Genomic DNA, 24,055 nt, shown 5'->3' with positions numbered 1-24,055 from the left:
TTTGTATAATAAATTAATATGTTTATTATTTAGCTTCGAAGTAAACTCTTCTGTTTGCTCTATTTTTCCATTCAGGGCATTTCGTTGCAGGTTCACATTCAGGGTATTTAAGGTCTTTCTCACCTTTACCAATCGCCTGTATTTTTCCAGATTGAACACCGTTTTTGATCAGATAATTCTTAACGTTGTTTGCTCTTCTTTCGGAAAGTTTCTGGTTGTAAGCATCTGTTCCTCTTGTATCAGTAGCTCCAATTACGTTGTATGATCCGTTTGAAGAGTTGATATAGTTAACAGCATTGTTCAGAATTGGAGTATTTGAAGGTAAAATTCTATCTGAATTTAAGTCAAACTCAATTCCGTCCAATTTTGTTTCTGTTTCTACTACTGGTCCAGTAGTGGCTATCGGGCATCCATTGTTTTCAACCGGTCCCGGAACTGTTACACACTTGTCGTAAAGGTCGATTACACCGTCTAAGTCAGTGTCAAGAGCAACTCCTGCACCATCCACTCTCGCTCCTGCCGGAGTATCAAGCTGTCTGTCCCAATCGTCGCAAACACCGTCATTATCAGCATCTCCTTTTTTACAAACTTCGATATCCTGGTTTTTGTTAGCCAAAACATCCAGTTTGTAATAGATTTCCTGAAGTGGGTCATGCCACATTAAGTGAGATTCGTGTTTTCCAAGCTTTAGAGAAACCCCTAAAGTTGCATTGAAGAAGTTGTCAGAAACCTGCTCAGAACGTCTGTTGATAGCGCTGTATGCATCACCGCCTCCGTCAAACTCATCATCACCGGTAACAACGTACATTAATCTACCTTCGATATCAATTCTTCTGCTTACTTTAAATTTCAAACCGGCACCAGCCTGCATGAACATAGAACCTAGCTGGAAAGGCTTGACTTCCGTCATAAGGGTTTGTCCTTTGTAGTCTTTCTGATACGCTCTGTAAGCTATTGTACCAATACCTGCATATCCGTGAAGTGCCCATCTGTATGGAGAATGGTTATCCACTCTTCTTAATAGGTTAGAGAAGTTTACATCTCCTAATAATGAGATTGCGTCATACTGAGTTCTACCCGCTACTGCAGAAGCATCCGGTGCAGAATCTTTGGTATTGAACCATCCTTGCCTTGTTTCACCTCTGTCATATTGTAGATTGATACCGAAAGCATGAGTAATTGCTTTATCAATACTTACATATGCAGAATATCCGAAAAGGTTTTTACCGTTACCGTTTTTAATGGAGGTTAAATCGGCAGACTGAAGAAGTGGAACTCCAACCCCTGCAGAAATAGACCAGTCATTAAATCTTTTCGATTGGTTGGTGAATGGGGAAACATTAGCAGACCCAGAAGAAAAAGTATTTGGGTACTTTCCATTTGAAACTGCCGTCGAGTCTTGTGCATAAATGGCAGTAGGAACAGCCAATGCTAATGCAACAATTGCTAAACTTAATTTCATAGTGTTATTTTTTTAAGTTAAGTTATTTGAAATGATTTTTTACGTTGAAAGTGATTTTTTTTTCATTTTTCCAAAACAAACTCGCTGATTTTTAAGAAATTCATAAGTCTTGTCCTGAAAATGATATAAAGGTATGTAAAAAAATTCGTAGTAGAAAAAAAATAAACCGAAAAGAAAATTCTTTCCGGTTTTTAGGTATAATAAGAGATTATTTTTTACTTTTCTTTGCCGATACTTTTTTTACCGGTTTCTTTACCGGAGCATCTTCATAATCTTTCTTTTTGATAGCATCCCATTCCGAAGTTTCTATATATCTTACTGTAACTTTTCTGTCTGCCATTCTTTCAGCATCTGAAGCTGAAGCAGGAATTGTTGCATCTGCAGAACCTACTCCTCTTGATTTAAGAATATTTTCACTAATACCTCTGCTTTCTAAAGCTCCTACTACAGCAGCAGCTCTTTCTTTAGATAGTCTTAGGTTATAGGCTGCGCTACCTTTGATGTCAGTATGCCCAGTTAACAAGTAATTACCTCCGTTTTCTTTAATAATTGAGGCTGCAAGATCTAGTTTTTCGTTAGATTCGGGTCTGATTGTAGCCTTGTTGAAGTTGAAATAAATATCTTTTAATGTTTTCTCTATTTCTTTAGCGGTTTGGTTATTGTCTTTTTTTGCGATGGGGCATCCATTGTTTTCAACCGGTCCCGGAACTGTTACACACTTGTCGTAAAGGTCGATTACACCATCTAAGTCAGTGTCAAGAGCAACTCCGGCACCATCCACTCTCGCTCCTGCCGGAGTGTTGAGCTGTCTGTCCCAATCGTCGCAAACACCGTCATTGTCTGCATCTCCTTTTTGACAAACTTCAATATCTGGGGTTTTGTTAGCCAAAATATCCAATTTGTAATAGATTTCCTGAAGTGGATCATGCCACATTAAGTGAGATTCGTTTTTTCCAAGTTTTAGAGAAACCCCTAAAGTTGCATTGAAGAAATTGTCAGAAACCTGCTCAGAACGTCTGTTGATAGCGCTGTATGCATCACCACCTCCGTCAAACTCATCATCACCGGTAACGACGTACATTAATCTACCTTCGATATCAATTCTTCTGCTGACTTTAAATTTCAAACCGGCACCAGCCTGCATAAACATAGAACCTAGCTGGAAAGGCTTGACTTCCGTCATAAGGTTTTGTCCTTTGTAGTCTTTCTGATACGCTCTGTAAGCTATTGTACCAATACCTGCATATCCGTGAAGTGCCCATCTGTATGTAGAATGGTTGTCGACTCTTCTTAATAGGTTAGAGAAGTTTACATCTCCTAATAATGAGATTGCGTCATACTGAGTTCTGCCCGCTACTGCAGAAGCATCCGGTGCAGATTTTTTGGTATTGAACCATCCTTGCCTTGTTTCACCTCTGTCATATTGTAGATTGATACCGAAAGCATGAGTAATTGCTTTATCAATACTTACATATGCAGAATATCCGAAAAGGTTTTTACCGTTACCGTTTTTAATGGAGGTTAAATCGGCAGACTGAAGAAGTGGAACTCCAGCCCCTACAGAAATAGACCAGTCATTAAATCTTTTCGATTGGTTGGTGAATGGGGAAACATTAGCAGATCCGGAAGAAAAAGTATTGGGATACTTTCCATTGGAAACTGCCGCAGAGTTTTGTGCATAGCTTACGGCAGGGACAGCCAAAGCTAATGCAACAATTGCTAAACTTAATTTCATCGTGTATTTATTATTTGATTTTTTTTTGAAAAAGCTGTTTATCTGGATTATTTGATTGGACATCCGTTGTTTTCAACCGGTCCAGGAACAGTTACGCATTTGTCATATAGGTCAATAACTCCGTCAAGATCCATATCTAAAGCTACTCCAGCACCATCTACTCTTGCACCTGCAGGAGTATCAAGCTGTCTGTCCCAATCATCACATACTCCATCATTGTCAGCATCTCCTTTTTCACAAACAACAAAGTCTGTAGTTGCATTTTCTAAAACGCTGGTTCTGTAATAAGCTTCTTGTAGCGGATCATGCCATGCCAGGTGAGACATTTGTTTTCCAAGTTTGAAAGATGCTCCTAAAGATACCGTCCATGCATTATAAGACCTTCTGTTGTTGAGTATGGTATATCTGTATTGAGATTCTGCTGCATTTGCAGGATCATAGCTGGAATTTTTCCATCCACTTCCGTCGAATGACTGTTCACCGCTTATGATATACATCGTTCTTGCTTCAAGATCAATAAGTTTTGAAACGTTGTATTTAACCCCTATACCAGCCTGATAGTACATGGAATTAATATCAAGATTCTGCTTTACAAACAGAGGGGTTCTCCTGGGAGCATCACTCCATCTGTTTCTATCATTATCATGCAAAGATGTTCTGTACCCTTGAAGTCCAATTCCCATATATCCATGGAAGGCCCATCTGTAGGGAGAATGGTTGTCTACTCTCCTTAATAAATTAGAGAAGTTAACGTCACCTAATATAGCAAGCTGATCAAACTGAGTAGTTGCAACTCCAACACCAGCCAATTGTCCTGGCGTACCGGGAAGCTGACCTGTCTGCTTTGTTTCTCCTCTTGTGTACAAAAGGCTTAGGCCGAAAGCATGTGATATTTGTTTGTCAATACTTACGTAAGCATTGTACCCCCAGTTTATCTTATCATTGTGGATAGATTTCAAAGCTGAATGTACCATAAATGCTGTACCTCCTCCAACAGAGATAGACCAGTCTCTGAAGAGTCTGGATTTGTTGTCGAAAGGTTTTACATTAGCTGAGCCTGAGGAAAATGTATTAGGATACTCAGTAGAAGAGTTTACTGTCGTTCCGCTATTCTGAGCGAAAGCTGCAATTGGCAATACAGAGGCCAATAATAATAAACCTAATTTCATACAATATGTTTTATGTTTTAAATAAAATCTTTTAATAATATTCTGGAAAACTCCCTTTCAAAAAGATGTTTTTTATGAGGGATTTCTAATCTTTCTGATGTAAAGTTTAATTCATTATACTTAATGATATCAATATCTATTAGCCTGTCGGTATAACCTCCGGTTACTTTTGAATCAGTAATTCTTCCCATTTCAATTTCTATATTTTTAATACAATCAAGCAATTGAATTGGTGAAAGATGCGTGAATATTATTGTTGCAATATTACAAAAAATATTGGAACTAGCAAATTCTACAGGATCTGACATTAAAAAATCGCTGGTTTGTGAAATGTGGTTTCCGGCCTCTTTTATTTTCTGCAAAGCAAGCTCTATATTTTTTTTTTGCTCTCCGAGGTTACTTCCGAGTAACAAAATGACCTTATGCTGCGACATATTAGAAAATTGATTGATTTATGAGAAGTTTCTTTAAAAATGTTTTGGCAAATATAGTAGCAATAATTCTACTTTGCGCTGTATTTTTCTTCTTTTTCATTATAATGCTTGTGTTCAGTTCCATGGGGAATGATAAGTCTGTGGCGGTAAAAAAGAACTCTGTCCTTACGATTAATTTAAAAACAAACATCATAGACAGCCCTACTGAAGAACAGATGGGATTGTTTGGAATAAGCAGCCAGAACAAAAGCGTTCTTCTTTATGATGCATTGGAAGCTATTAATAAGGCTAAAACTGATGACAATATTAAAGGGATAAGTATTGAAGCAGATGAGCTTAATGCAGGTCTTACGCAGATTGATGATCTGAGAAATGCTATTGAAGATTTCAAGAAAAGCGGAAAATTTGTATATGCTTATGGAAATGGAGTTTCACAGTCTGCTTATTATTTGGGATCTGTAGCAGATCAGTATTACCTTCATCCTGCGGGAGGAATAGAATTGAAGGGGCTTGCTACAGAGGTGACGTTCTTCAAGGATTTCGCAGATAAATACGGAATCGGAATTGAAGTGATCCGTCACGGAAAATTCAAATCCGCAGTAGAACCTTTCTTAAGAAATGATATTTCTCCGGAGAATAAAGAGCAGCTAAGCACTCTTTTGAATGATCTTTGGAAAAATACATCCAATAAAATGGCGGCATCCAGAAAAATTGATACTCTTCAGTTCAGAACAATTGTAGACAGTTTATATGGAATGATTCCTGAGCAGGGATTAAAATACAGACTTGCAGACAAACTTATTCAGAAATCAGAATATGAAGATTTGCTTAAGTCTAAACTGAGTCTGAAAGAAGATGATAAACTGAATAAGATCTCTTTAAGCAGCTATATCAATTCTTATGCTGGTGATGACGAATCTGGAGAGAAAGTAGCGATATTGTATGCTTCCGGATCTATTAATAATGGAGATGGATATAATGATATCTATTCTGAAAAGTATGTAAAGTATATTAAAAAACTTCAGGACGATGATAAAGTGAAAGCGGTTGTTTTCAGAATCAATTCTCCTGGTGGAAGTGCAAATGCTTCTGATGAGATTTTATTCGAATTGCAAAAGTTAAAGAAGAAAAAGCCTTTAGTGGTTTCTTTTGGAGACTATGCTGCTTCAGGAGGTTATTATGTAGCAATGGCAGCTGATAAGATTTATTCAGAGCCTAATACGCTTACCGGATCTATCGGAGTATTTGGTGTAATGCCTTACTATAAAGACATCGCTAACAAAAACGGAATTCGTGCAGATGTTGTGGCTACCAATGCAAATTCTATGTTTTATTCAGGACTTAACGGAGTTACCCCATACGGAGTGAATATGATGACGAGAAGTGTGGAAGGAACTTATAAAAGATTCGTACACTTTGTTACTCAAAACAGAAAGAAAACATTCGAACAGATTGATAATATTGGAGGAGGTAGAGTATGGAGCGGTGCTCGTGCTAAGAATATCGGTTTGGTAGATGATTTGGGTACTTTGAATGATGCTGTAAAATTCGCAGCACAGAAGGCAGGATTGAAATCTTACCATGTTGAAGGATTCCCTAAGAAAATGTCACCTTTCGAACAATTTTTCAAAGACCTGAATGAAGAAGATGTTTCGGCAAGAATTATCAAAAATAAAATAGGAAAATCCAACTACGAGATCTTACAGCAGATCACAGACAAAAAACTACAGTCTGAAGTGAAAATGGAAATGCCTTACCAGATAAGAATCAACGACTAACTAAATTATATTGTACACAAAAATCCCGGATCTGAATTTCAGATCCGGGATTTTATTTTTTATTGTATTTACATCAGCTTTTCTTGGTGGCCATTCCGTAAATCCAGAGTATGATTAAAGCTCCTCCGATAGAGAGAATCCAGCTTCTTGGATTCCAGAATGAATCAACATCTCCCCAGTGTAAAATGTAAACTCCTATAGCTCCTCCTACAAATGCTCCCAGAATTCCCAGGATAATAGTAATTAGCCATCCCCCTCCTTGGGTTCCCGGCATAATCATCTTAGCGATTGCACCTGCAATAAGACCGAATAAGATCCATGTTAAAATTCCCATAGTTGCAAATTTTTTAATTGTTAATATTTAAAAATGATTTGTTTACTAGTGTAAGGGAAAACATGATGTAAATCATCTTTTCTTGAAGAATGAGTCTACAAATTCCGTACCATTAAAAAGTTGAAGATCCTGCATTTTTTCGCCTACTCCAATATATTTTACCGGAATCTGGAACTGGTCGGAGATCCCTATAACAACACCTCCTTTGGCGGTTCCGTCTAGTTTGGTTACTGCTAAAGCATTCACTTCTGTTGCGGCTGTAAATTGTTTTGCCTGTTCAAAAGCATTCTGTCCTGTAGATCCGTCAAGAACCAAAAGAATTTCGTGTGGTGCGTCAGGAATAACCTTTTGCATCACTCTTTTGATTTTAGAAAGCTCGTTCATCAGATTGATCTTATTGTGAAGTCTTCCAGCTGTATCAATGATTACCACATCTGCATTCTGTGCTACGGCACTTTGTACAGTGTCAAATGCTACGGAAGCAGGATCGGATCCCATTTCTTGCTTTACAATAGGAACGCCCACTCTTTCACTCCAGATAACAAGCTGGTCTACCGCTGCTGCTCTGAAGGTATCTGCCGCTCCGAGAACTACTTTTTTTCCTTCCGATTTGAACTGGTGGGCAAGTTTTCCGATGGTGGTTGTTTTACCCACTCCGTTTACTCCTACCACCATGATGACATAGGGTTTTTTTGAAGTGTCGATATTCCCTGTACCTGCATGAGGATTGTCAAGTAATAAACCTGAAATTTCTTCACGAAGAATTTTATCAAGTTCGTTTACCCCAACATATTTGTCTTTGGCAACACGCTCTTCTATTCTTTCTATGATTTTGATAGTGGTAGAGGCACCTACGTCGGAGGCAATCAGTATTTCTTCAAGATCATCCAGTACTTCATCATCTACTTTGCTTTTACCGACTACGGCTTTCGTCATTTTTTCAAAGAATCCCTGGCTGGATTTTTCCAATCCTTTATCTAGGGTTTCTTTTTCTTCCTTTTTGAAAATATTTTTAAACCAACTCATAGTTTTAGTTTATACTTATTTATTTTTAACCACTGGTGTGGCTTCTACTTCTATCAATGCATCATCTCTGAAAAGGCTGCTTACTTCTGCAAGGCCGCTTCCAGGAAGATTCTGAAGATTAACATATACATCTGCTACTTTTCTGAAATCAGGAGTTTCTAAGATGTCTGTAATGAAAATAGAAAAGTTACTGTACAGGCCAGAACAAGCACTTTTTTCATACTTTACTGATTGATAATCTGGTGCACAAAGATAACAAAAAAACTACCCAAAATATGAGTAGTTTTTATATTGTAAACAAAGTACGGATTATTTTTTTAAATAACCATCAACTTCGTCAGCATTCATTACTTTTTCTTCGAAAACGTAAGCTCCTGATTTAGAAGACTTAACCATTTTCACCACTTTAGTCATTTTTTTAGACCCAGTTTGTAGGGTTGCTACTACTTTCTTTGCCATGGTAAGTTATTATTTATAAATTACTTAATTTCTTTGTGAAGGGTAGATCTCTTAAGAACAGGATTGTATTTTTTCAATTCCAATCTCTCTGTAGTGTTCTTTTTATTTTTTGTAGAAATGTATCTAGACATTCCTGGCATACCACTTTCTTTGTGCTCTGTACATTCAAGGATTACTTGAACTCTGTTTCCTTTTTTTGCCATGATTTATTAATTCTTTTTAATCAATCCGTTTCTAGTAGCTCTTTCAATAGCTTCCTCGATTCCAATCTTGTTAATCACTCTCAATCCATGAGCTGATACTTTCAGTGTAACGTGCTTATCTTGCTCTGGAAGGTAAAACTTCTTCTCTAATAAGTTAATTTCAAAACGACGCTTCGTTTTGTTATTAGCGTGAGAAACGTTGTTACCAACCATTGCACGCTTTCCTGTTATTTGGCAAATTCTTGACATATCTCGATGTTCTTATTTGTATAATATTTGAGAGTGCAAAATAACGAAGAATTTTTTAGATAGACAAATCTTTTAGAAAATATTTGTAAATAAGTGGCTGATTAATAATATTGAATTTTTAAAATACCCGAATTTCCGGGATATAGCAGAAAATCAGTGCTGATATATTTCATACACGCATTTTTTTACCCAAAGAATTTAATATTCTATCTTTGTTTTTAATTAATCTAAATAAAAACAACGTGAAGAAAATTTATATTTTATTATCGATGCTGCCTCTTGTACTCTCTGCACAGAATTTTTCGGAGATACCAACTGGGATGCAGAATTTCTATTACGCAGCTGCTGATATTGCCGATATAGATAATGACGGGAAACTGGATATTGTGATGAATGGAGCCATAGATTCTGATGGAGACGGAAATGTAGACAGTACTTTTAATGAAGTATATAAGAATAACGGAAGTACTTTGCTGCCTTTTGCAGGTTTGGGAGCGGATGTGACGCATTTAGGTGATATAAGATTCATTGACTATAATAATGATGGCCTTATGGATATTATTGCGACGGGACTAAGCTATATGGATGTTGTGAATTACAAACATTACCGATTCAAAAATACAGGGTCAGGTTTTTTGAAAGAAGAAGATCTTCCGGGTAAAATTTATGGATCGTTGGAGGTTTTTGATTTTAATCATGATGGAAAACAGGATTATGCAATCAATGGAACTCAATATATCGACGGAATTGGTTTTAGAAATACATTAGATTATTATAAAAATACAAGCTCCGGTTTCAATATGATGGGAAACTGGCTTGAGGGAACCCAAAACGGGAGTTTCAAAGTTGTGGATCTGAATAATGATAACCTTCTTGATGTTGTCGTAATAGGTTCAGACATCAATGGTAATGCGGTTTCCAAAGTGTATATGAACCAGGCCGGAGTATTAATTCCTACTCAGGATTTCGGTCCAGTGGGCGTAGGAAAAATAGATTTCGCCGATTTTAATGCGGATGGTTTTCAGGATATTGTTGTAATAGGAAGAGACGGAAATGATGACGGCTATTTTGCCGTTCTGATGAACGATGGAACGGGAACGCTTACATCACAACAGATTCCTGTAGCAGATATTTCTGATGCTTCTTTAAGTATCGGTGATTTGAATAATGACGGATATTATGACTTCATTGTTGCAGGAAATGAAAATTATAACGGGGTAGTAAAGACTTATATTTACAACCCTTCTACCCAGCAATTTTCGGAAGGGACATTAAACGGTGTTACACCTTTGGCGGGAATTGTTCATTTATTTGATTTTAATAACGATAACCACCCTGATATTTTATTGAACGGGTTTGATTGGAACGATCCGGATATGCTATCTCTGACAAAAGTCTTCACTAATACTTCAACAGAAGCCAATGCTAAACCGACACCTCCGACCAATCTAAATCTGACAAAAAACGGAAATCGTTTTAATTTTTCATGGAGTGGAGCCACAGATGATAAAACACCAGTTAATGCCTTACGATATGAGATTACTGTAGGAACTACGCAAGGCGGTCACGACATTGCCAAATATGTGGTTACAACACCTTCTTGGTTCCTGGATCTTGATCCGACTATTGAGAATGTATTTTGGAGCGTTAAATCTATTGATGCTTCCAAGGTGTATTCTGATGCTTCTGTACAGAATACATTAGGAATAAAAGAACATAAAGCAACATCCAGTCTTGCTATTTATCCAAATCCGACATCAGATAAAGTATATATTAAAGGAGAGAAAGTTTCGGAAGCTGAAATGTATTCTATTGATGGGAAAAAACTGAATATCACCCTCAACGGAGATCAGTCTGTGGATGTTTCCCATCTGCCAAAAGGAGTTTATCTATTAAAACTGAAGATAAAAAACGAAATAACCACGAGAAAGCTTACTGTTAAGTAACTGAATCATTCTATCTTGAGAAAAGCCAGACGTCCAGCTGGCTTTTCTTTTAAAAGTAAATAATAAGGATATAAAGGTGGCATGTATGCCGTAGGTTTACCCTCGTAATAATAATCGTGGTAAGTGGCAAAATCCTGCATTATAATTTTCCACTCAAAAACGAGCTCCGCTTTTTACAGAGATAAAATACCGCTATACAGTAAAGCAGAAAAATGATAGAATATTTATATCTGAAAATTTTTTCCTTCATTTTCGCTGAAGCCTGATACATTCATTAAATTGATAAAAACTATGCTTTTTTGGTCTTTCTTTTGAACCATTCAATGAAGAAATAACACAATAAAAATCCTAAAGCAAACATTGAGAATCTGGAAAGAAGATCGCCCGCTCTTGTATAGAACGTCATGGTGTCATATAGATTTACTTTTGCGAATAATGCTGTTGTATCACCATAGAATGTATCTTCCGTTATTTCTCCTTTAGCATTGATGTGAGCAGAAATACCACTGTTTGCGGCACGTGCAATTTCTCTTCTGGTCTCAATGGCTCTTAGTTTAGCATAGGATAAAAGCTGCTTGTGCCCTTCTGTAACGCCCCACCATGAGTCATTGGTCATAATCGCCAGGAAGTTTGCTCCTTTTTTTACATAATCAGTAACAAATTCACCATAGATACTTTCGTAGCAGATAACAGGTGCCATTTTACCTTTGTTGTAAGGATTAGAGAAAGATTTTCTTTCCTTGTCTATCCCTAAAGAAGCTACAGTTCCTCCCAGATTAAGCATAGCATCACCAAGGATAGGCTTTAAAACACTTATGTAAGGAAATATTTCAACACCAGGTACAAGCTTTCCTTTGTGGTAAACCTGTACGGGTTGGTTAGGAGCAAGCTGAACGGCTGTATTGTAGCTGGTAACCCAAACTCCATTATTGATCTGGTAAGCTTCCGAAGGAGCCTGTGCAGCATTAAAATAAAAACGGTGTGAAGAGATTCCTGTGGCAAAAACAGAACCTGGATGTTGAGATAAAAAGCCTTTGATGTTGTTTAAAAGTAAGCTCTTCTCAAAAGCAGTCTCCGAAATAGAACCTCTTCCTGGGAGTGCTGTTTCCGGAGCAATATAATAATCAATTTTACCGGTTGAATTTTTTTCAGCAAGAGATAAAAGATCCTGCTCAATAGCTAAACTGTCTTTCGAATACTTTTCATTATAAGGGTCAAGATCCGGCTGTAACATCAGTACATTTACCTGTCCGGATGGCTTTTCATCGAAATTATTATACTTGATCACCGAAATAATCATAGGTACAGCCATTAAAGCAACTACAATTGAAGAATTTCTGATCAAATCTTTTTTCTTTCTCCCGGCTTCCCATGTTCTTACTGTATAGAATATCAGAACATTGATCAGGAGGATCCAAAAACTTCCTCCTGTTGCTCCTAAAGTATCATACCACTGTATCAGTTTAGGATAATCGGAAAATACATTCCCCAAATTCAGCCAAGGCCATGTAAGCTCCCATCCCAAATGGAATTTTTCAAAACTCATCCACAGGGCGATAAGAAAGCCTAATCCCCAATAAGTACCCTGAGCATTTTTGTACCAATGATAACACTGGAATACCAAAGAGTATAAAAGAGAATTAACCAGTACAGGGAATACAACAGCCATCAGGGCATGGCTTCCATCAGGATTTTTTGCGCCATACAGCCAACCTGTAGTCACAATATTCCAGATGATAAAACACAGGTAAGAAAGTCCGAAAATGATCCGTCCTTTTCTTTTGTAATTTGAAAATTTTGAAATTCCATGTTCCATCATCAGAAGAGGAACCAGGGCAAAAAATATAAAAAACGGAACGCCATAAGTTGGCCATGAAACCGACAGCAGCATTGCCGAAATAAGTGTAAGTAAAACGTATTTCATTGAGATAAAATATAATGCAAAAATAAGGTTTGTAAAAAGAAACTCAAAGCCAAAAGAAATGATAAAAAGGTTAATTTTTTAAAGACATGTCTTTAATTCCCCAATCCTGGATGGTCATCAGTACAGGCATAAAGGTTTTGCCATATTCTGTAAGTTTATATTCTACCCTCGGTGGGATCTCCGGATAAATTGTTCTTTCAAGAATGCCATCCTCTTCCAATTCTCGGAGCTGGTTCACCAACATCTGTTTACTGATCATAGGAATTGCTTTCTGAAGCATACTGAAACGGTTTACATTCATACTGATCCCGTACATGATTACCGTTTTCCATTTGCCACCTACTTTATTATAGAAATGAGTTACGGGGCAGTTATTGGGATTGAAATCTTTATTTTTTCTTTTATTTTCCATTGGTCTAAAAAAATGTACTATAAATAATAATGAAGACTAGTGTTAATAAACATGGCAAAGGTAATAACTTCGCTGTTATAAAAAATAACAAAATATGAATAATAAAGAATTGATAGTAAAGGCTATTACTGCTGTTTTTGTTGACAGAGATATTACTGCATTTGATCAGTATTTTGGAGATCATTACATTCAACATAATCCTACGATTCCCAATGGGACGGAAGCTCTTAAACAATTTATCCCTTATTTACCGGATGATTTTGGGTACGAACCGGGAGTGGTTACAGAAAACGGAGATATCGTAATGATCCATGGTCGTTATAAAAACTGGAATGGGAAAAACATGATTGGCGTTGATATTTTTAGAGTACATAATGGTAAAATAACAGAACACTGGGATGTGCTACAGGAGGAAGTAACTGCAGAAAATTCAGTAAATGAAAATGAAATGTTTCCAATATTATTAACTTAACAGAATAAATACCACAAGATGATAGAACAAATAAAAAACAGCGCAATAGGAGAATGGGAAAGTATCTCAACAGAAATTCGACCAAGTGCATCGAAAAACGAAGACGGAAGTTTGAAGCCTTTTTATCTCAAAAGGTCTTTTTCGCTTCTTCCCAATGATCAATTTTCACTGGAAATTCTGAATTATGCTGATCCGTACGGAGCAATACCTTTAGCTAAAATCTCATTGAAAGGACATGTAGAATGGCAGGGAAATCATCCTATCGCTGATGGCGCACAAAAGGTAGATTTTACAGCTGATGAGGCTTATGAAGTTACTCCATTGATCCAAAATTTCACCGATATTTTAAATTCCTTGGCCCAAGAAAATTTTGAAATTTGGGAGACGGGAAAGCCACAAAGTATTCTGAAGAAGAAATTCTTGCCGTTTGGTTTAGCGGCAGGACAGGTTTTTAAGGAATATGACTTGATATATGTTTTTAATGATCTGATGTTCTGGGGAGCAAGAAATATCGATGGAAGGGGTTTTGATACAGAGGCAAACCGACCGACAAATCTGCAGATTCCGATGAAAAGGAAATAGTATACTAGAAAAAGAGAGTGGTATAAGCTCTCTTTTTTATACATTAGAAATTTGTTGTAAAGAATATTGAACTTATTTTTGAAATAAATTTAGTGGCACAAATGTTAAAAAGAATATACAAAATTCTGATTCTTCCTTTTACATTGTTTCTGCTTTACCTGATGTTCTTTGGGATGGGTAGATTTCAGTATGAAGACAATATGATTACTGTAGCACCGATCATTTCTACAATCAATTTTATACAGGGAATTGGAAACTGGAGAGATATTGCCATGATTGTTTTGGGCAATATCATCATGTTCATTCCCTTTGGCTTTTTAGGTTGGATCTTTCCCAAACTGAAAGAGGTAAAGCCATTGCTTTTTAATTTTATTCCCGCCATTACAATTGTGGAAGGACTTCAATATTTTACCAGAATGGGAATATTTGAGGTAGACGATATCATCCTGAATACATTGGGTGTCTATTTAGGTTGGCTGATTTGCAGATTTATCGAAAAAAGATTTATCTATTTAGTTCTTTAGCCCTTTGTTCGGCATTTAAGATTCCCTGTTTTAAAATTTCTTTGAAATGGTTCTCTTCAAATGTTTGTAAAGCAGCTTCAGTAGTTCCGCCTTTGGAAGCCACGTCTTTGATGAGTTCTTCAAGATTCTTGTCGGAATTATTAATCAGGTGATAAGCTCCCAACATGGTTTGCTTTACAAAAAGTTTGGAAAGGTTTTCTTCGATTCCCATCTCTATTCCCGCTTTAATCATAGCGTCAATGATGTAATAAAAATAGGCAGGACCACTTCCTGAAAGAGCAGTTACTCCATCCAGAAGTTCTTCATTTTCCAGATAAACAGAACGTCCGGTACTATTCAGTAATCTTTCAATATTGATGAGCTGGCTGAAGGAAATTCCCTCAGCAGCCGTATATCCTGTAATTCCCATTCCCAGAAGAGTAGGAGAGTTCGGCATTGCTCTTACGACAAGAGGATGATTTAGTAATTTTTGAATTTTCTCAATATTGATCCCTGCCATAATGGATAGGATCATTTGATTTTCTTTAAGGGTAAACTGTATATTTTGGGCCACGGACTGAAAATCCTGAGGCTTTACAGCAATGATGATAAGCTCTGCATCTAGTTCTCTGACTTCCTCAAAGGTGGATATTATAGATTTCGGGAATTCTTCTGCTATTTTGGAGATTTTTGATTGATTCCTGATAATCAGGTGAAGGTGCTCAGGTTTGATCAGTTCGTACTTTAAGAATGATTTTGAAAACGAAAGCCCCATATTTCCGGCTCCTAAAATAGCTATTTTCATATTGTGTAATATTGGTAAGTGATTTTTATTTCAGATATTTTCTAAAAACTTTAGTATAGTTGTCATTGAAATTAATTAGATCTATACTTTTAAAAGATACTTTTTGTGGTTTTTTATTGAATTTTCCTGCTGGATTGTAATTCTTAATAGTTACTGATTTTGAATTTACTTCTAAGATTTCACCAATGGTAAACAAAAACTCTTTATTCTTTTTACTCTCAATACTACAATGGAAATTCTGTTTTTTGATGGATTTAAAAAGAGATTCTCCGTCTTTTAAATCTGTTTTATCAATAATATCCCGATTAAGATGTAGAAGATTTTCTTGTACATAAATATACTTGGATACTTTGTCGTATTCGTTGTGGCGTATGCTTATTACCTTGTCATAAGGCACAATCTTTATACCTGCCATGCTAAAGTCGTATGTTTCTTCAATCATCATAAAATGATCAGAAAACTTTACGATAAAACCTAATATAGCAGAACCGCCTTCAAGATTTACTTTAACAAAATTAGTTTTCTTAATATGTTTTTGAACAAGCTTTTTAAAATCTTTTTCTGTTAAACTTTTTGCCATTTTGATGAGTTTTAAATAATGTTCACTTCCCGTTCAAGTTCTATTCCAAATTTTTCTTTAACAGAATTAATGATCGCGGTAGAAAAATCAAAAATTTCTTTTCCGGTTGCTGCTCCTGTTGCATTTACAATAACAAGGGATTGTAATTTGTGGGAAGCTACATTGCCGATCTGCTTTCCTTTCCATCCGCATTGCTCAATCAGCCATCCTGCAGGAACTTTTACAACGTTTCCATTGGGATATCCCTGAATGTTTTCAAACTGTTGCTGTAAAGCTTCAAACTGAGCTAAAGGAATTGTTGGGTTTTTGAAGAAACTTCCGGCATTTCCCATTTCTTTAGGATCAGGAAGTTTGCTTTGTCTGATTGTAATTACTGCTTTAGAAACATCCTGAATTGTGGGATGAGTGATGCCAAGATTTTCAAGCTCAGTTTTAATCGCTCCGTATTCTGTTTTGATGTGATGATCGTGTGCCGTCAACCTGAAGGTAACTTCCAGAATAACATATCTTCCTTTTCCTTCCTGCTTAAATATAGAGTCTCTATATCCGAATCTGCATTTTTCCAGATCGAAATTTTGAAGCTCGAGGTTTTCCAGATCAAGAACCAGACAGTTCACGAAAATATCTTTAATTTCAGTACCGTAAGCTCCAATGTTCTGCATGGGAGAAGTGCCTACATTTCCGGGAATTAAAGAAAGATTTTCCAAGCCACCATAGTTTTTCGCTAAGCAGTACATTACAAACTCATGCCAGTTTTCTCCTGCTTTTGCCGTTACAAGTACTTGGTCATCTGTAGTTTCTTCTGAAATTCCCTTTACATTAAGCATAATAGCCAGACCTTGAAAATCTTTGGTCAAAAGAATATTACTTCCTCCCCCAATAAATAAAATGGGCAGATTCCGGTTTTTAGAAAAGGTAAGGGCATCTTTTAATTTTTCGATGCTGTTGATTTCAGTGAAGTATTGAGCTTTAGCTTCAACGCCGAATGTGTTGTAAGGTTTTAAGGAAAAATTTTCTTGCATATTTTATTTGTATTCTTTTGGAAGAAGGAGGTCTAAATGTTCTTTAAGCTGTTGCAATTGCTTATAATGTGTGGTGTCTGCAAACGAGTTGACGTAGATGTGTGACTTTTGGGGAGTGCGGATCTGAAAAGTCTCGTCTATCCCGTCCACCGACTGCTGACTTGGAGAGCTTTTTATCTGATCAAGCTCTTTACTGTTGAGGTGTGAAACCAATTGCTTCCAGGTATTAGCATCAATAGCTGAGGCCCATTCTTTATGGCTGTGATTGGCTGTAGCGCCTACTTCTACAAAGATGGAATCTTGTTTTGCTTTAATGATTCTGTATTCACCGAGGGTGCCTCCAATATGAGAAACACTGATGAAAGTTATTTCGTTGGGATTCTGATGATGAACAGTCTGCTTCTGTTTCTTTGTATCACAGGAAAAAAATGCCGACAGCAAAAAGATCGAAAACAGGATTTTCAGATGTATATTTTTTGTTGTCGGCATGATGTATACTGTTTAAAGGCTAAATTCTTCTCTGTACTTTTTTAAAGCTTCTTTCAGAATTTCAGCACTTCTTTTTAAATCTTCTTCTTTTAATACGTAAGCTATTCTTACCTGCTTCTTACCCAGTTCCGGATTACTGTAAAATCCTCCTGCAGGGGCAACCATAATGGTTTCGTTGTTTAAGGAGTATTTTTCAAGCAACCACTGTGCAAACTTTTCAGTGTCGTCTACAGGAAGTTCAGCTACACAATAGAATGCTCCTCTTGGCTTAGGGCAGATTACTCCAGGAATAGCATTTAAAAGATCTACCAATAGATTTCTTCTGTGGGTATATTCTTCTCTTACGGCTCTGATGTAAGGTCCGTCATTCTGGTGAGCTGCTGTTGCAGCAATTTGTCCTAAAAGTACCGGGCTCAATCTAGCCTGTGCAAAAAGCATTGCTGCATTACGGATTTTGTTGGAGCGGGTAACCATACATCCAATTCTTACTCCACACATCGAGTAACGCTTAGATTCAGAATCAATGATGATACAGTTTTCGCTTAATTCAGGGAAGTCAAGCATTGAGATCTGTTGTTTCCCGTCATATACATACTCTCTGTATACTTCATCGGAAATGATAACGATATCGTATTTTAAAGCAATTTCAGCAAGTTGCTGAAGTTCTTCACGAGTGTAAAGATATCCTGTTGGATTTCCCGGGTTACAGATGATAATTGCTCTGGTTTTTTCGGTGATTTTTTTCTCAAATTCTTCAATTGGAGGTAATGCAAAACCAGTATCGATGGTAGAAGGAACTGCTACTACATTCACATCAAATGTGCTGGTGAACCCATTATAGTTCGCATAGTAAGGTTCGGGAATAATCACTTCGTCACCTTCGTCACATAATGTAGAAATAGCAAAATTCAGCGCCTCAGAACCTCCGTTGGTAACCATGAAATTATCTGGAGTAAGGTCTGAAAAACCTAATGAGTGATAATAGTCTGTAAGAGCTTTTCTATATTCTATATTTCCTTCAGAAAGTGCATATTCCAATACTTTTAAATCGATGTTTTTTAAAGCATTTAAAGCAGTTTCCGGAGTTTCAATATCAGGCTGTCCGATATTAAGGTGATATACTTTTATTCCTTTCTGTTTTGCTTGTAATGCAAAGGGAACCAGTTTTCTTACCGGCGATGGCGGCATATGCAGTGCTCTGTTTGAAATATTCGGCATTGTTCAAAAAATTTGTATGACAAAAATAGGATTTAATTTCTCAATAATAAAATTAAGGATCGATAAGAAGCATGTTATTTATTTCCTCAATTCAAAAAAAAACAATGATTTGAATGTTGATATTAAAGTTATTTTTAAGATATATTGGTTTTTTATTAAAAATAATATTTTTGCATTGGAATTTTTCTTAAATTTCGGGTCAAATGTGAATAAAATGGCAATAAATTTATTTTCTAGAGTAGTCCCTGCTATTGCTCTGTTTTCAGCCTCTGTTTTGACGGCTCAGAATTTTCAAAACCTCTATGTTGCTTCCGGGTACAATGCGGATGTGATCGCTAACGATGTAGGTTCTGCTATGGTAACCACCACTACTGATGTAGACGGTGTTTCTTATGCTTTTGTATCAAGAGATTTCAAGCTTACTGCTACAAGCAATCCTATTACGTATGGTCTTCCCGTGAATGGAATTATCAATTCAGTAGCAACTTCTACTCCGGGATTGAGTTTCCAATTAGCAGATTATTATGGAAATAATTCCTTAAGAATCAACAGTAATACTGCTGGAAGTAATTCCGGAACTATAGTATTTTCTACCCCTGTTCCTGCTTTTAAGCTATATATGCTTTCTACCAGCGGAAGTGGTGTTTCTACGGTAGATGTAACTGTTACTTTTACCGATAATACCACTCAGGTCTTTACTGGTCAGAATATTTCAGACTGGTATGGTGGAGCAGATTTTGCCATTCAGGGAATCGGAAGAATATTGAGAACGTCAAACGGACTGGAATCCAATACTACCAACCCAAGACTGTATCAGACCGCCTTTGCGATGGATGCTGCGAATCAGTCCAAGCCTATTCAGAGTGTAACAGTTACTAAAACCAACAGCTCTGGTGTAATGAATGTATTTGCATTTTCTGTGGATGCATTTTCAACCTGTGCTTCTCCTGTCTTGCAGGATCCAACAGGGGTAACAGCCAACTCAGCCCAGATTGCATGGACTGTTCCAACAGGAACACAGGCTGCCAGCCATGATATTTATTACAGTACCAGCGCAACACCCCCTGCAGCAAATGTAACACCTAATTATTCGGATGTACAGGGACTGTCTTATACTCTTAATAATTTAGCTTCAAGTACAACATATTATTGTTGGGTAAGAACAAACTGTTTCGGAGCGACAAGTAAAAGTGCTTGGTCGTTTTCAAAAACATTTACGACATTATGTGGAGCTGTAGTTCCTTCCTATACCAATGATTTTACTGTTTTTCCAGGGAATTGCTGGGCAGCTAATCTTTCAGGAGGAACGCCTGATACCAATCCTACCGGAAGTTCAACGTACTGGGCACAGCGTAATTTCTTAAATACTGCTGCTAATGGTCCTTCTGCTCACATGAATATTTATTCTTCAGGAAGAACAGGTTGGTTCAAAACAGTTCCTTTTAATCTTTCTGCAGGAGGATACAGAGTGAAGTTCAGATACGGAGTCACTACTTATTCCGGTACTGCAGCTTCTGTGATGGGCAGTGATGATGTGGTTCATTTTATGGTTTCCGATAATGGAGGAAGTACATGGACTATACTGCAAACATGGAATGCGAATAATGGACCATCCAATACTTCTAATGACTTCACTTACGATTTAGCTAATTTTACAGGTGGCAGTACAGTTTTTGCTTTTTATGGAAGCTCAGGAACTACCTATGATAACCAGGATTACAATTTCTATGTAGACGATTTTACAGTGGAAAATGCTTTGTTGGGTACTTCCGAAGTAAAACGTCAGGTAAAAACAGTAGCCGTTCATCCTAATCCATTTAAAGATATTCTGTATTTATCAGATGTAAAAGATTTGAAAAAAGTTACCGTAGGAGATGCTTCCGGCAGAATTGTGAAAACAGTGGAAGGCTCTGTTACAGAAATTAATCTGAGTGAACTTAATTCCGGATTGTACTTTGTAACCCTATACTTTAAAGACGGATCGCAGTCTACTGTAAAAGCGATTAAAAAATAATTTTTTGAGTTAATAATTTCCGAAGGTGGCTATACTTGTTATAGCCGCCTTTTTTATTGAAATATGCTGAAAGATGATTTGTTCGGAATGTTTCCAAAATTGTTATAAATTTGCGCCGAAACTACTAAGCTATGAATCGAATAAAACTCCTCTTCTTAATCCCCGTATTTTATTTTCAACATTCCAATGCTCAGCGAATTGATAAAGAAATAATCAGTTTTCAGCTTTTAAAGGAACCAGTTTTTGGTGCGGAACCTGGTCACAGAACCTATACCATCACCGTAAAATCACCTTATAATATTACAAAAGATGATGTAATAAGAATTTCAAGAGAAGATTTTCAAAGACAGGTAGATAATTATCAGGCCAATGTGGAAGCCGCAAAAATTGAACACGGCGAGCGGCTGAAAGATTACGATGCTGAAGTAAAAAAACTTCAGGAAAAATACAGGCTGGAATCTGCCGAATACAGCAAATTATCTGCTGTTGAAAAAATAGCTGCAACCAATGGAGCGCCGGTTTTAAGGCTGCCTGCAAGACCTGTTCTTCATATTCCGCCCACACCTGTTTACCAACAGCCGGATTTAAGAGATGCTCTGATTGTAGATAACAAAATTCTGGCTTCACAAATGGATGTGGCTGGCTTTTCAAAAGGAGGAAATGATCTCGATATTGTCATTGAAATGGAAAGAACCAACTTTCAGGATAATCAGGGAAAAACTTTTGCCAATCAGCCAACAAAAATTACAGCCAAACAAAATGGTGTGGTAAAACTGGATAAAACCTATTTTTCTGATTTTGTTGAAATTGCAAGAGTTCCTTCCAACGAAATCAATCTAAATGCTCAGGAAAAAAGATATTTACAGAGAATCATGGACCGAACAAGGAATGTGATTAATGAAAATTTTGGGTATGAAACCTTTAATTCCACTGTTACGCTGGCAAGTGTGAAAAACAAAGGAGAGTATGACGATCTGGAAAAAGCATACATCTACGTGACGACCAATCTGAAAAAACTTCAGGCAAAATCGGACTATCCACCCAATAAGGTGGCTATGGAGAATATGCAGAAAGGAATTGATATTTGGAAAAATACTCTGACTAAAATAAATTATAACGACAAAAAAGCCGCTTATAACCAGAAAATTGGAGAATACATTTATTTTAACCTGATCAGATTAAATCTTGCACTTGGAAATTATCAGGAAGCAGAAAAATATTTAAATGAATTACAGGAGCACCTTGTAGATATTAAACTGTCTTATGATGCCAATCTTGAACTGAAAAAATTAGAAGAAAAAATATATAACAACTAAAAAAACTATGATTAAACAAATTATTGCTTCGGTATTAATTACCACTTCGGTATATTCCTACGCACAGACAAAAGTAACGGAAGGTGCAAAATTTACCGTTGATGCCAATCTTGAAACAGATGATAAACTGGTACTGGCGGATGACTACAATTCTTACATGTTCAGTGTGATCAATATTGATGGGTTGATGAGAAATGTTTATCCTCACAAAAAATTGTTGATGAGAAAGCTGGATCAGAACGGAAGCCTTGTAGATACCTATACTAAAGATTACGCTAATAAAACCAATGGAGTTCTTCACAACTATTTGGGTTCGCAGCAGATTGATGATGATAAATTTGTAGCCTTTACCGAAGAATATTTCGGAAAAGAAAACAGAAAAGAAGTATTTCAGCATGTTTTCAGCAGAAAAGATGGGGTATTTACTACAAAAAGTATTGCAAAATACAGTATAGAATCTACCAATAAGTCAGGAACAACGTATGTCGTATTCTCTGAAAATGGTAAATATGCCGCTGTTTTCAATGATCGTTATTCAAACAAAAAAACGGATAACATCAATGATGCTTTGGTAATTGATCTGAGAACACTTTCTCCACTTTGGAACAAAGAAATTACATTGAGTAATGATTATGTTGAAAAATCTCTGACTTTAACCAACTCGGGAAAAATAGTTCTACTACGTAAAGCAGCAGGCTGGAAAGAATCTTACAGGCTGGAACTGGTTTCTAATAACGAAGATAAAGACCTTCCTTTTGATGATAAATATATTCCGGAAAAATTATATGCAATCAGCAAAAATGATAATGATTATCTGGTGGCGTTTGGAAGAAAGAACTCTACCGTTTCGATGGGGTCAAGTACATTTGGGACTGTAATGTTCTATGACATGAAGTCCGGAAAAGCGGTGATTAGTAATACCAATCTTGCGGGAAGTAAAGATATGAACGATGTGAAAGTTATCAAAACAATTGTAAAAGGAGATGAGGTTCTAATGGCAGTTCAGCAGGAAACTGTAACAAGACCAATGCCTACTGCAATGAACCGTTTCCCTGATCCTGTGTATTCATTAGATGCAGGAATGTTGATAAAGTTTAACAAAGAAGGGGAAGTAAAACAGTTTGTGGCAGCCGGAGCTTCAACAGGGAAAAGAATTCATATTGTAGAGGCAGGAGACAAACTTTATATTTCTGCATTTTATCCGAAAGGGGCTTTTGGAAATACAGGCTTCTCAATGAAGACTTTTGATTTCGCGAATTTGAAGGGACAGGAAGTAAGTCTGGATTATAAAGGAAGAAACTTTTTTCAAAACTATGGGTTTGCAGATGGAAATATGATTCAATATGTACCTAATGTCAACAAAATGATGTTCCTGCAAAAGAGCAGTAAAGATGTTCAGATGTACAGCGTTTATAATTTTATAAAATAATTGTATTTTAGGAAAAAATAAAATATGCAGATTCAGTCAGTTTCCATAGAAGATTACATCTCAAAGATCCCTGAAGAAAGGCAGGACGCTTTTAAAAAACTTTTTGATGCGGTGAATGATAATCTTCCAGAAGGTTTTGAAGAAGCAACTAACTACGGAATGATAGGCTGGGTGGTTCCTTTATCAACCTATCCTGCGGGCTATCATTGTGCACAGGGAACAGCATTACCGTTTATCAATCTGGCTTCACAGAAGAATTTTATCGCTTTGTATCATATGGGACTGTATTCGAAACCGGAAATTCTCGATTGGTTTGTAGCGGAATATCCGAAATATTCCAAGAAAAAACTGGATATGGGTAAATCCTGTGTCCGTTTCAAAAAAGTGGAAGATATTCCTTTCGAACTGATTGCGGAACTCAGCCGTAAAATGACGGTTGAAGATTGGATCGGGATTTATGAATCTCAATACAAGAAATAAAAAAAGCTCTGAAA

The 24,055-nt window shown here is 36.7% G+C and carries 25 protein-coding genes; 9 read left to right on the top strand and 16 right to left on the bottom strand.

Going from position 1 to position 24,055, the window contains the following annotated elements:
• Nucleotides 1-25: 25 nt before the first annotated feature.
• From ACQ76T_RS18205 to folK, 4 genes are all read right to left on the bottom strand, one after another.
• Nucleotides 26-1,462, bottom strand: coding sequence for an OmpA family protein (locus tag ACQ76T_RS18205; RefSeq protein ID WP_431344675.1), 1,437 nt, complete (start codon nucleotides 1,460-1,462; stop codon nucleotides 26-28).
• Between the two features lie 208 nt (nucleotides 1,463-1,670).
• On the bottom strand, nucleotides 1,671-3,197 hold the full coding sequence (locus ACQ76T_RS18200; RefSeq protein WP_431344674.1) for an OmpA family protein: 1,527 nt from the start codon (nucleotides 3,195-3,197) through the stop codon (nucleotides 1,671-1,673).
• A gap of 47 nt (nucleotides 3,198-3,244) precedes the next feature.
• Nucleotides 3,245-4,366 (bottom strand): OmpA family protein, encoded by a 1,122-nt coding sequence (locus tag ACQ76T_RS18195; protein WP_431344673.1) that lies wholly within the window; start codon nucleotides 4,364-4,366, stop codon nucleotides 3,245-3,247.
• 17 nt (nucleotides 4,367-4,383) lie between these two features.
• Entirely contained in the window at nucleotides 4,384-4,800 is a 417-nt protein-coding gene (folK, locus tag ACQ76T_RS18190) for a 2-amino-4-hydroxy-6-hydroxymethyldihydropteridine diphosphokinase (RefSeq protein ID WP_431344672.1), read from the bottom strand.
• Nucleotides 4,801-4,820: 20 nt separating this feature from the next.
• Between folK and sppA the strand changes: the two genes are divergently transcribed.
• The gene (gene sppA, locus ACQ76T_RS18185; protein WP_431344671.1) at nucleotides 4,821-6,578 is read left to right on the top strand and encodes a signal peptide peptidase SppA; all 1,758 of its coding nucleotides are present in this window, start codon (nucleotides 4,821-4,823) and stop codon (nucleotides 6,576-6,578) included.
• Between the two features lie 73 nt (nucleotides 6,579-6,651).
• Here the strand turns inward: sppA and ACQ76T_RS18180 are convergent, their stop codons facing one another.
• From ACQ76T_RS18180 to rpmB, 5 genes are all read right to left on the bottom strand, one after another.
• On the bottom strand, nucleotides 6,652-6,912 hold the full coding sequence (locus ACQ76T_RS18180; protein ID WP_422693949.1) for a GlsB/YeaQ/YmgE family stress response membrane protein: 261 nt from the start codon (nucleotides 6,910-6,912) through the stop codon (nucleotides 6,652-6,654).
• A 72-nt stretch (nucleotides 6,913-6,984) separates the two neighbouring features.
• On the bottom strand, nucleotides 6,985-7,938 hold the full coding sequence (ftsY, locus tag ACQ76T_RS18175; protein ID WP_431344670.1) for a signal recognition particle-docking protein FtsY: 954 nt from the start codon (nucleotides 7,936-7,938) through the stop codon (nucleotides 6,985-6,987).
• Nucleotides 7,939-8,247: 309 nt separating this feature from the next.
• Nucleotides 8,248-8,397, bottom strand: coding sequence for a DUF4295 family protein (locus tag ACQ76T_RS18170; protein WP_065722020.1), 150 nt, complete (start codon nucleotides 8,395-8,397; stop codon nucleotides 8,248-8,250).
• 20 nt (nucleotides 8,398-8,417) lie between these two features.
• Nucleotides 8,418-8,600, bottom strand: a complete 183-nt coding sequence (gene rpmG, locus ACQ76T_RS18165; RefSeq protein WP_027373683.1) for a 50S ribosomal protein L33 — start codon at nucleotides 8,598-8,600, stop codon at nucleotides 8,418-8,420.
• A gap of 6 nt (nucleotides 8,601-8,606) precedes the next feature.
• The gene (gene rpmB / locus ACQ76T_RS18160; protein ID WP_002976757.1) at nucleotides 8,607-8,849 is read right to left on the bottom strand and encodes a 50S ribosomal protein L28; all 243 of its coding nucleotides are present in this window, start codon (nucleotides 8,847-8,849) and stop codon (nucleotides 8,607-8,609) included.
• A gap of 242 nt (nucleotides 8,850-9,091) precedes the next feature.
• Here rpmB and ACQ76T_RS18155 point away from each other — a divergent pair, with 242 nt between their 5' ends.
• Nucleotides 9,092-10,795, top strand: a complete 1,704-nt coding sequence (locus ACQ76T_RS18155) for a T9SS type A sorting domain-containing protein (protein ID WP_431344669.1) — start codon at nucleotides 9,092-9,094, stop codon at nucleotides 10,793-10,795.
• Between the two features lie 289 nt (nucleotides 10,796-11,084).
• On the opposite strand, the gene lnt is transcribed toward ACQ76T_RS18155, so the two are convergent.
• Nucleotides 11,085-12,719, bottom strand: a complete 1,635-nt coding sequence (lnt, locus tag ACQ76T_RS18150) for an apolipoprotein N-acyltransferase (RefSeq protein WP_431344668.1) — start codon at nucleotides 12,717-12,719, stop codon at nucleotides 11,085-11,087.
• 70 nt (nucleotides 12,720-12,789) lie between these two features.
• On the bottom strand, nucleotides 12,790-13,131 hold the full coding sequence (locus tag ACQ76T_RS18145; RefSeq protein ID WP_431344667.1) for a winged helix-turn-helix transcriptional regulator: 342 nt from the start codon (nucleotides 13,129-13,131) through the stop codon (nucleotides 12,790-12,792).
• 94 nt (nucleotides 13,132-13,225) lie between these two features.
• Here ACQ76T_RS18145 and ACQ76T_RS18140 point away from each other — a divergent pair, with 94 nt between their 5' ends.
• From ACQ76T_RS18140 to ACQ76T_RS18130, 3 genes are all read left to right on the top strand, one after another.
• Nucleotides 13,226-13,603, top strand: a complete 378-nt coding sequence (locus tag ACQ76T_RS18140) for a nuclear transport factor 2 family protein (RefSeq protein ID WP_431344666.1) — start codon at nucleotides 13,226-13,228, stop codon at nucleotides 13,601-13,603.
• Nucleotides 13,604-13,621: 18 nt separating this feature from the next.
• Nucleotides 13,622-14,185: a hypothetical protein gene (locus ACQ76T_RS18135; RefSeq protein WP_431344665.1), complete on the top strand. Its 564-nt coding sequence runs from the start codon at nucleotides 13,622-13,624 to the stop codon at nucleotides 14,183-14,185.
• Between the two features lie 101 nt (nucleotides 14,186-14,286).
• Entirely contained in the window at nucleotides 14,287-14,709 is a 423-nt protein-coding gene (locus ACQ76T_RS18130; protein WP_431344664.1) for a VanZ family protein, read from the top strand.
• Here the strand turns inward: ACQ76T_RS18130 and proC are convergent.
• From proC to ACQ76T_RS18105, 5 genes are read right to left on the bottom strand one after another with little or no spacing between them, the layout of a single operon-like run.
• Nucleotides 14,690-15,493, bottom strand: a complete 804-nt coding sequence (gene proC, locus ACQ76T_RS18125; RefSeq protein ID WP_431344663.1) for a pyrroline-5-carboxylate reductase — start codon at nucleotides 15,491-15,493, stop codon at nucleotides 14,690-14,692. The two genes, ACQ76T_RS18130 and proC, sit on opposite strands and share 20 nt — an antisense overlap.
• A gap of 25 nt (nucleotides 15,494-15,518) precedes the next feature.
• Nucleotides 15,519-16,073, bottom strand: coding sequence for a hypothetical protein (locus tag ACQ76T_RS18120; protein ID WP_431344662.1), 555 nt, complete (start codon nucleotides 16,071-16,073; stop codon nucleotides 15,519-15,521).
• Nucleotides 16,074-16,084: 11 nt separating this feature from the next.
• Nucleotides 16,085-17,095, bottom strand: coding sequence for a UDP-N-acetylmuramate dehydrogenase (gene murB, locus ACQ76T_RS18115; protein ID WP_431344661.1), 1,011 nt, complete (start codon nucleotides 17,093-17,095; stop codon nucleotides 16,085-16,087).
• A 3-nt stretch (nucleotides 17,096-17,098) separates the two neighbouring features.
• Nucleotides 17,099-17,584 carry a hypothetical protein gene (locus tag ACQ76T_RS18110; protein WP_431344660.1) on the bottom strand — a complete coding sequence of 162 codons (486 nt, stop codon included), beginning with the start codon at nucleotides 17,582-17,584 and terminating at the stop codon, nucleotides 17,099-17,101.
• Nucleotides 17,585-17,596: 12 nt separating this feature from the next.
• On the bottom strand, nucleotides 17,597-18,802 hold the full coding sequence (locus ACQ76T_RS18105; protein WP_431344659.1) for a pyridoxal phosphate-dependent aminotransferase: 1,206 nt from the start codon (nucleotides 18,800-18,802) through the stop codon (nucleotides 17,597-17,599).
• 214 nt (nucleotides 18,803-19,016) lie between these two features.
• Between ACQ76T_RS18105 and ACQ76T_RS18100 the strand changes: the two genes are divergently transcribed.
• The 4 genes from ACQ76T_RS18100 to ACQ76T_RS18085 all read left to right on the top strand — a co-directional run bounded on the left by ACQ76T_RS18100 (nucleotide 19,017) and on the right by ACQ76T_RS18085 (nucleotide 24,041).
• Nucleotides 19,017-20,816, top strand: coding sequence for a T9SS type A sorting domain-containing protein (locus tag ACQ76T_RS18100; RefSeq protein WP_431344658.1), 1,800 nt, complete (start codon nucleotides 19,017-19,019; stop codon nucleotides 20,814-20,816).
• Between the two features lie 131 nt (nucleotides 20,817-20,947).
• Nucleotides 20,948-22,132 carry a hypothetical protein gene (locus ACQ76T_RS18095; RefSeq protein WP_431344657.1) on the top strand — a complete coding sequence of 395 codons (1,185 nt, stop codon included), beginning with the start codon at nucleotides 20,948-20,950 and terminating at the stop codon, nucleotides 22,130-22,132.
• 7 nt (nucleotides 22,133-22,139) lie between these two features.
• The gene (locus ACQ76T_RS18090) at nucleotides 22,140-23,561 is read left to right on the top strand and encodes a hypothetical protein (RefSeq protein WP_431344656.1); all 1,422 of its coding nucleotides are present in this window, start codon (nucleotides 22,140-22,142) and stop codon (nucleotides 23,559-23,561) included.
• Between the two features lie 24 nt (nucleotides 23,562-23,585).
• Nucleotides 23,586-24,041: a DUF1801 domain-containing protein gene (locus ACQ76T_RS18085; RefSeq protein WP_431344655.1), complete on the top strand. Its 456-nt coding sequence runs from the start codon at nucleotides 23,586-23,588 to the stop codon at nucleotides 24,039-24,041.
• The last annotated feature ends 14 nt before the right edge of the window (nucleotides 24,042-24,055 follow it).

The organism is Chryseobacterium sp. JK1 (assembly GCF_050632815.1).
In the GTDB taxonomy this organism is placed as follows: Bacteria; Bacteroidota; Bacteroidia; order Flavobacteriales; family Weeksellaceae; genus Chryseobacterium.
This window is presented reverse-complemented; position numbering and strand designations above follow the sequence as displayed.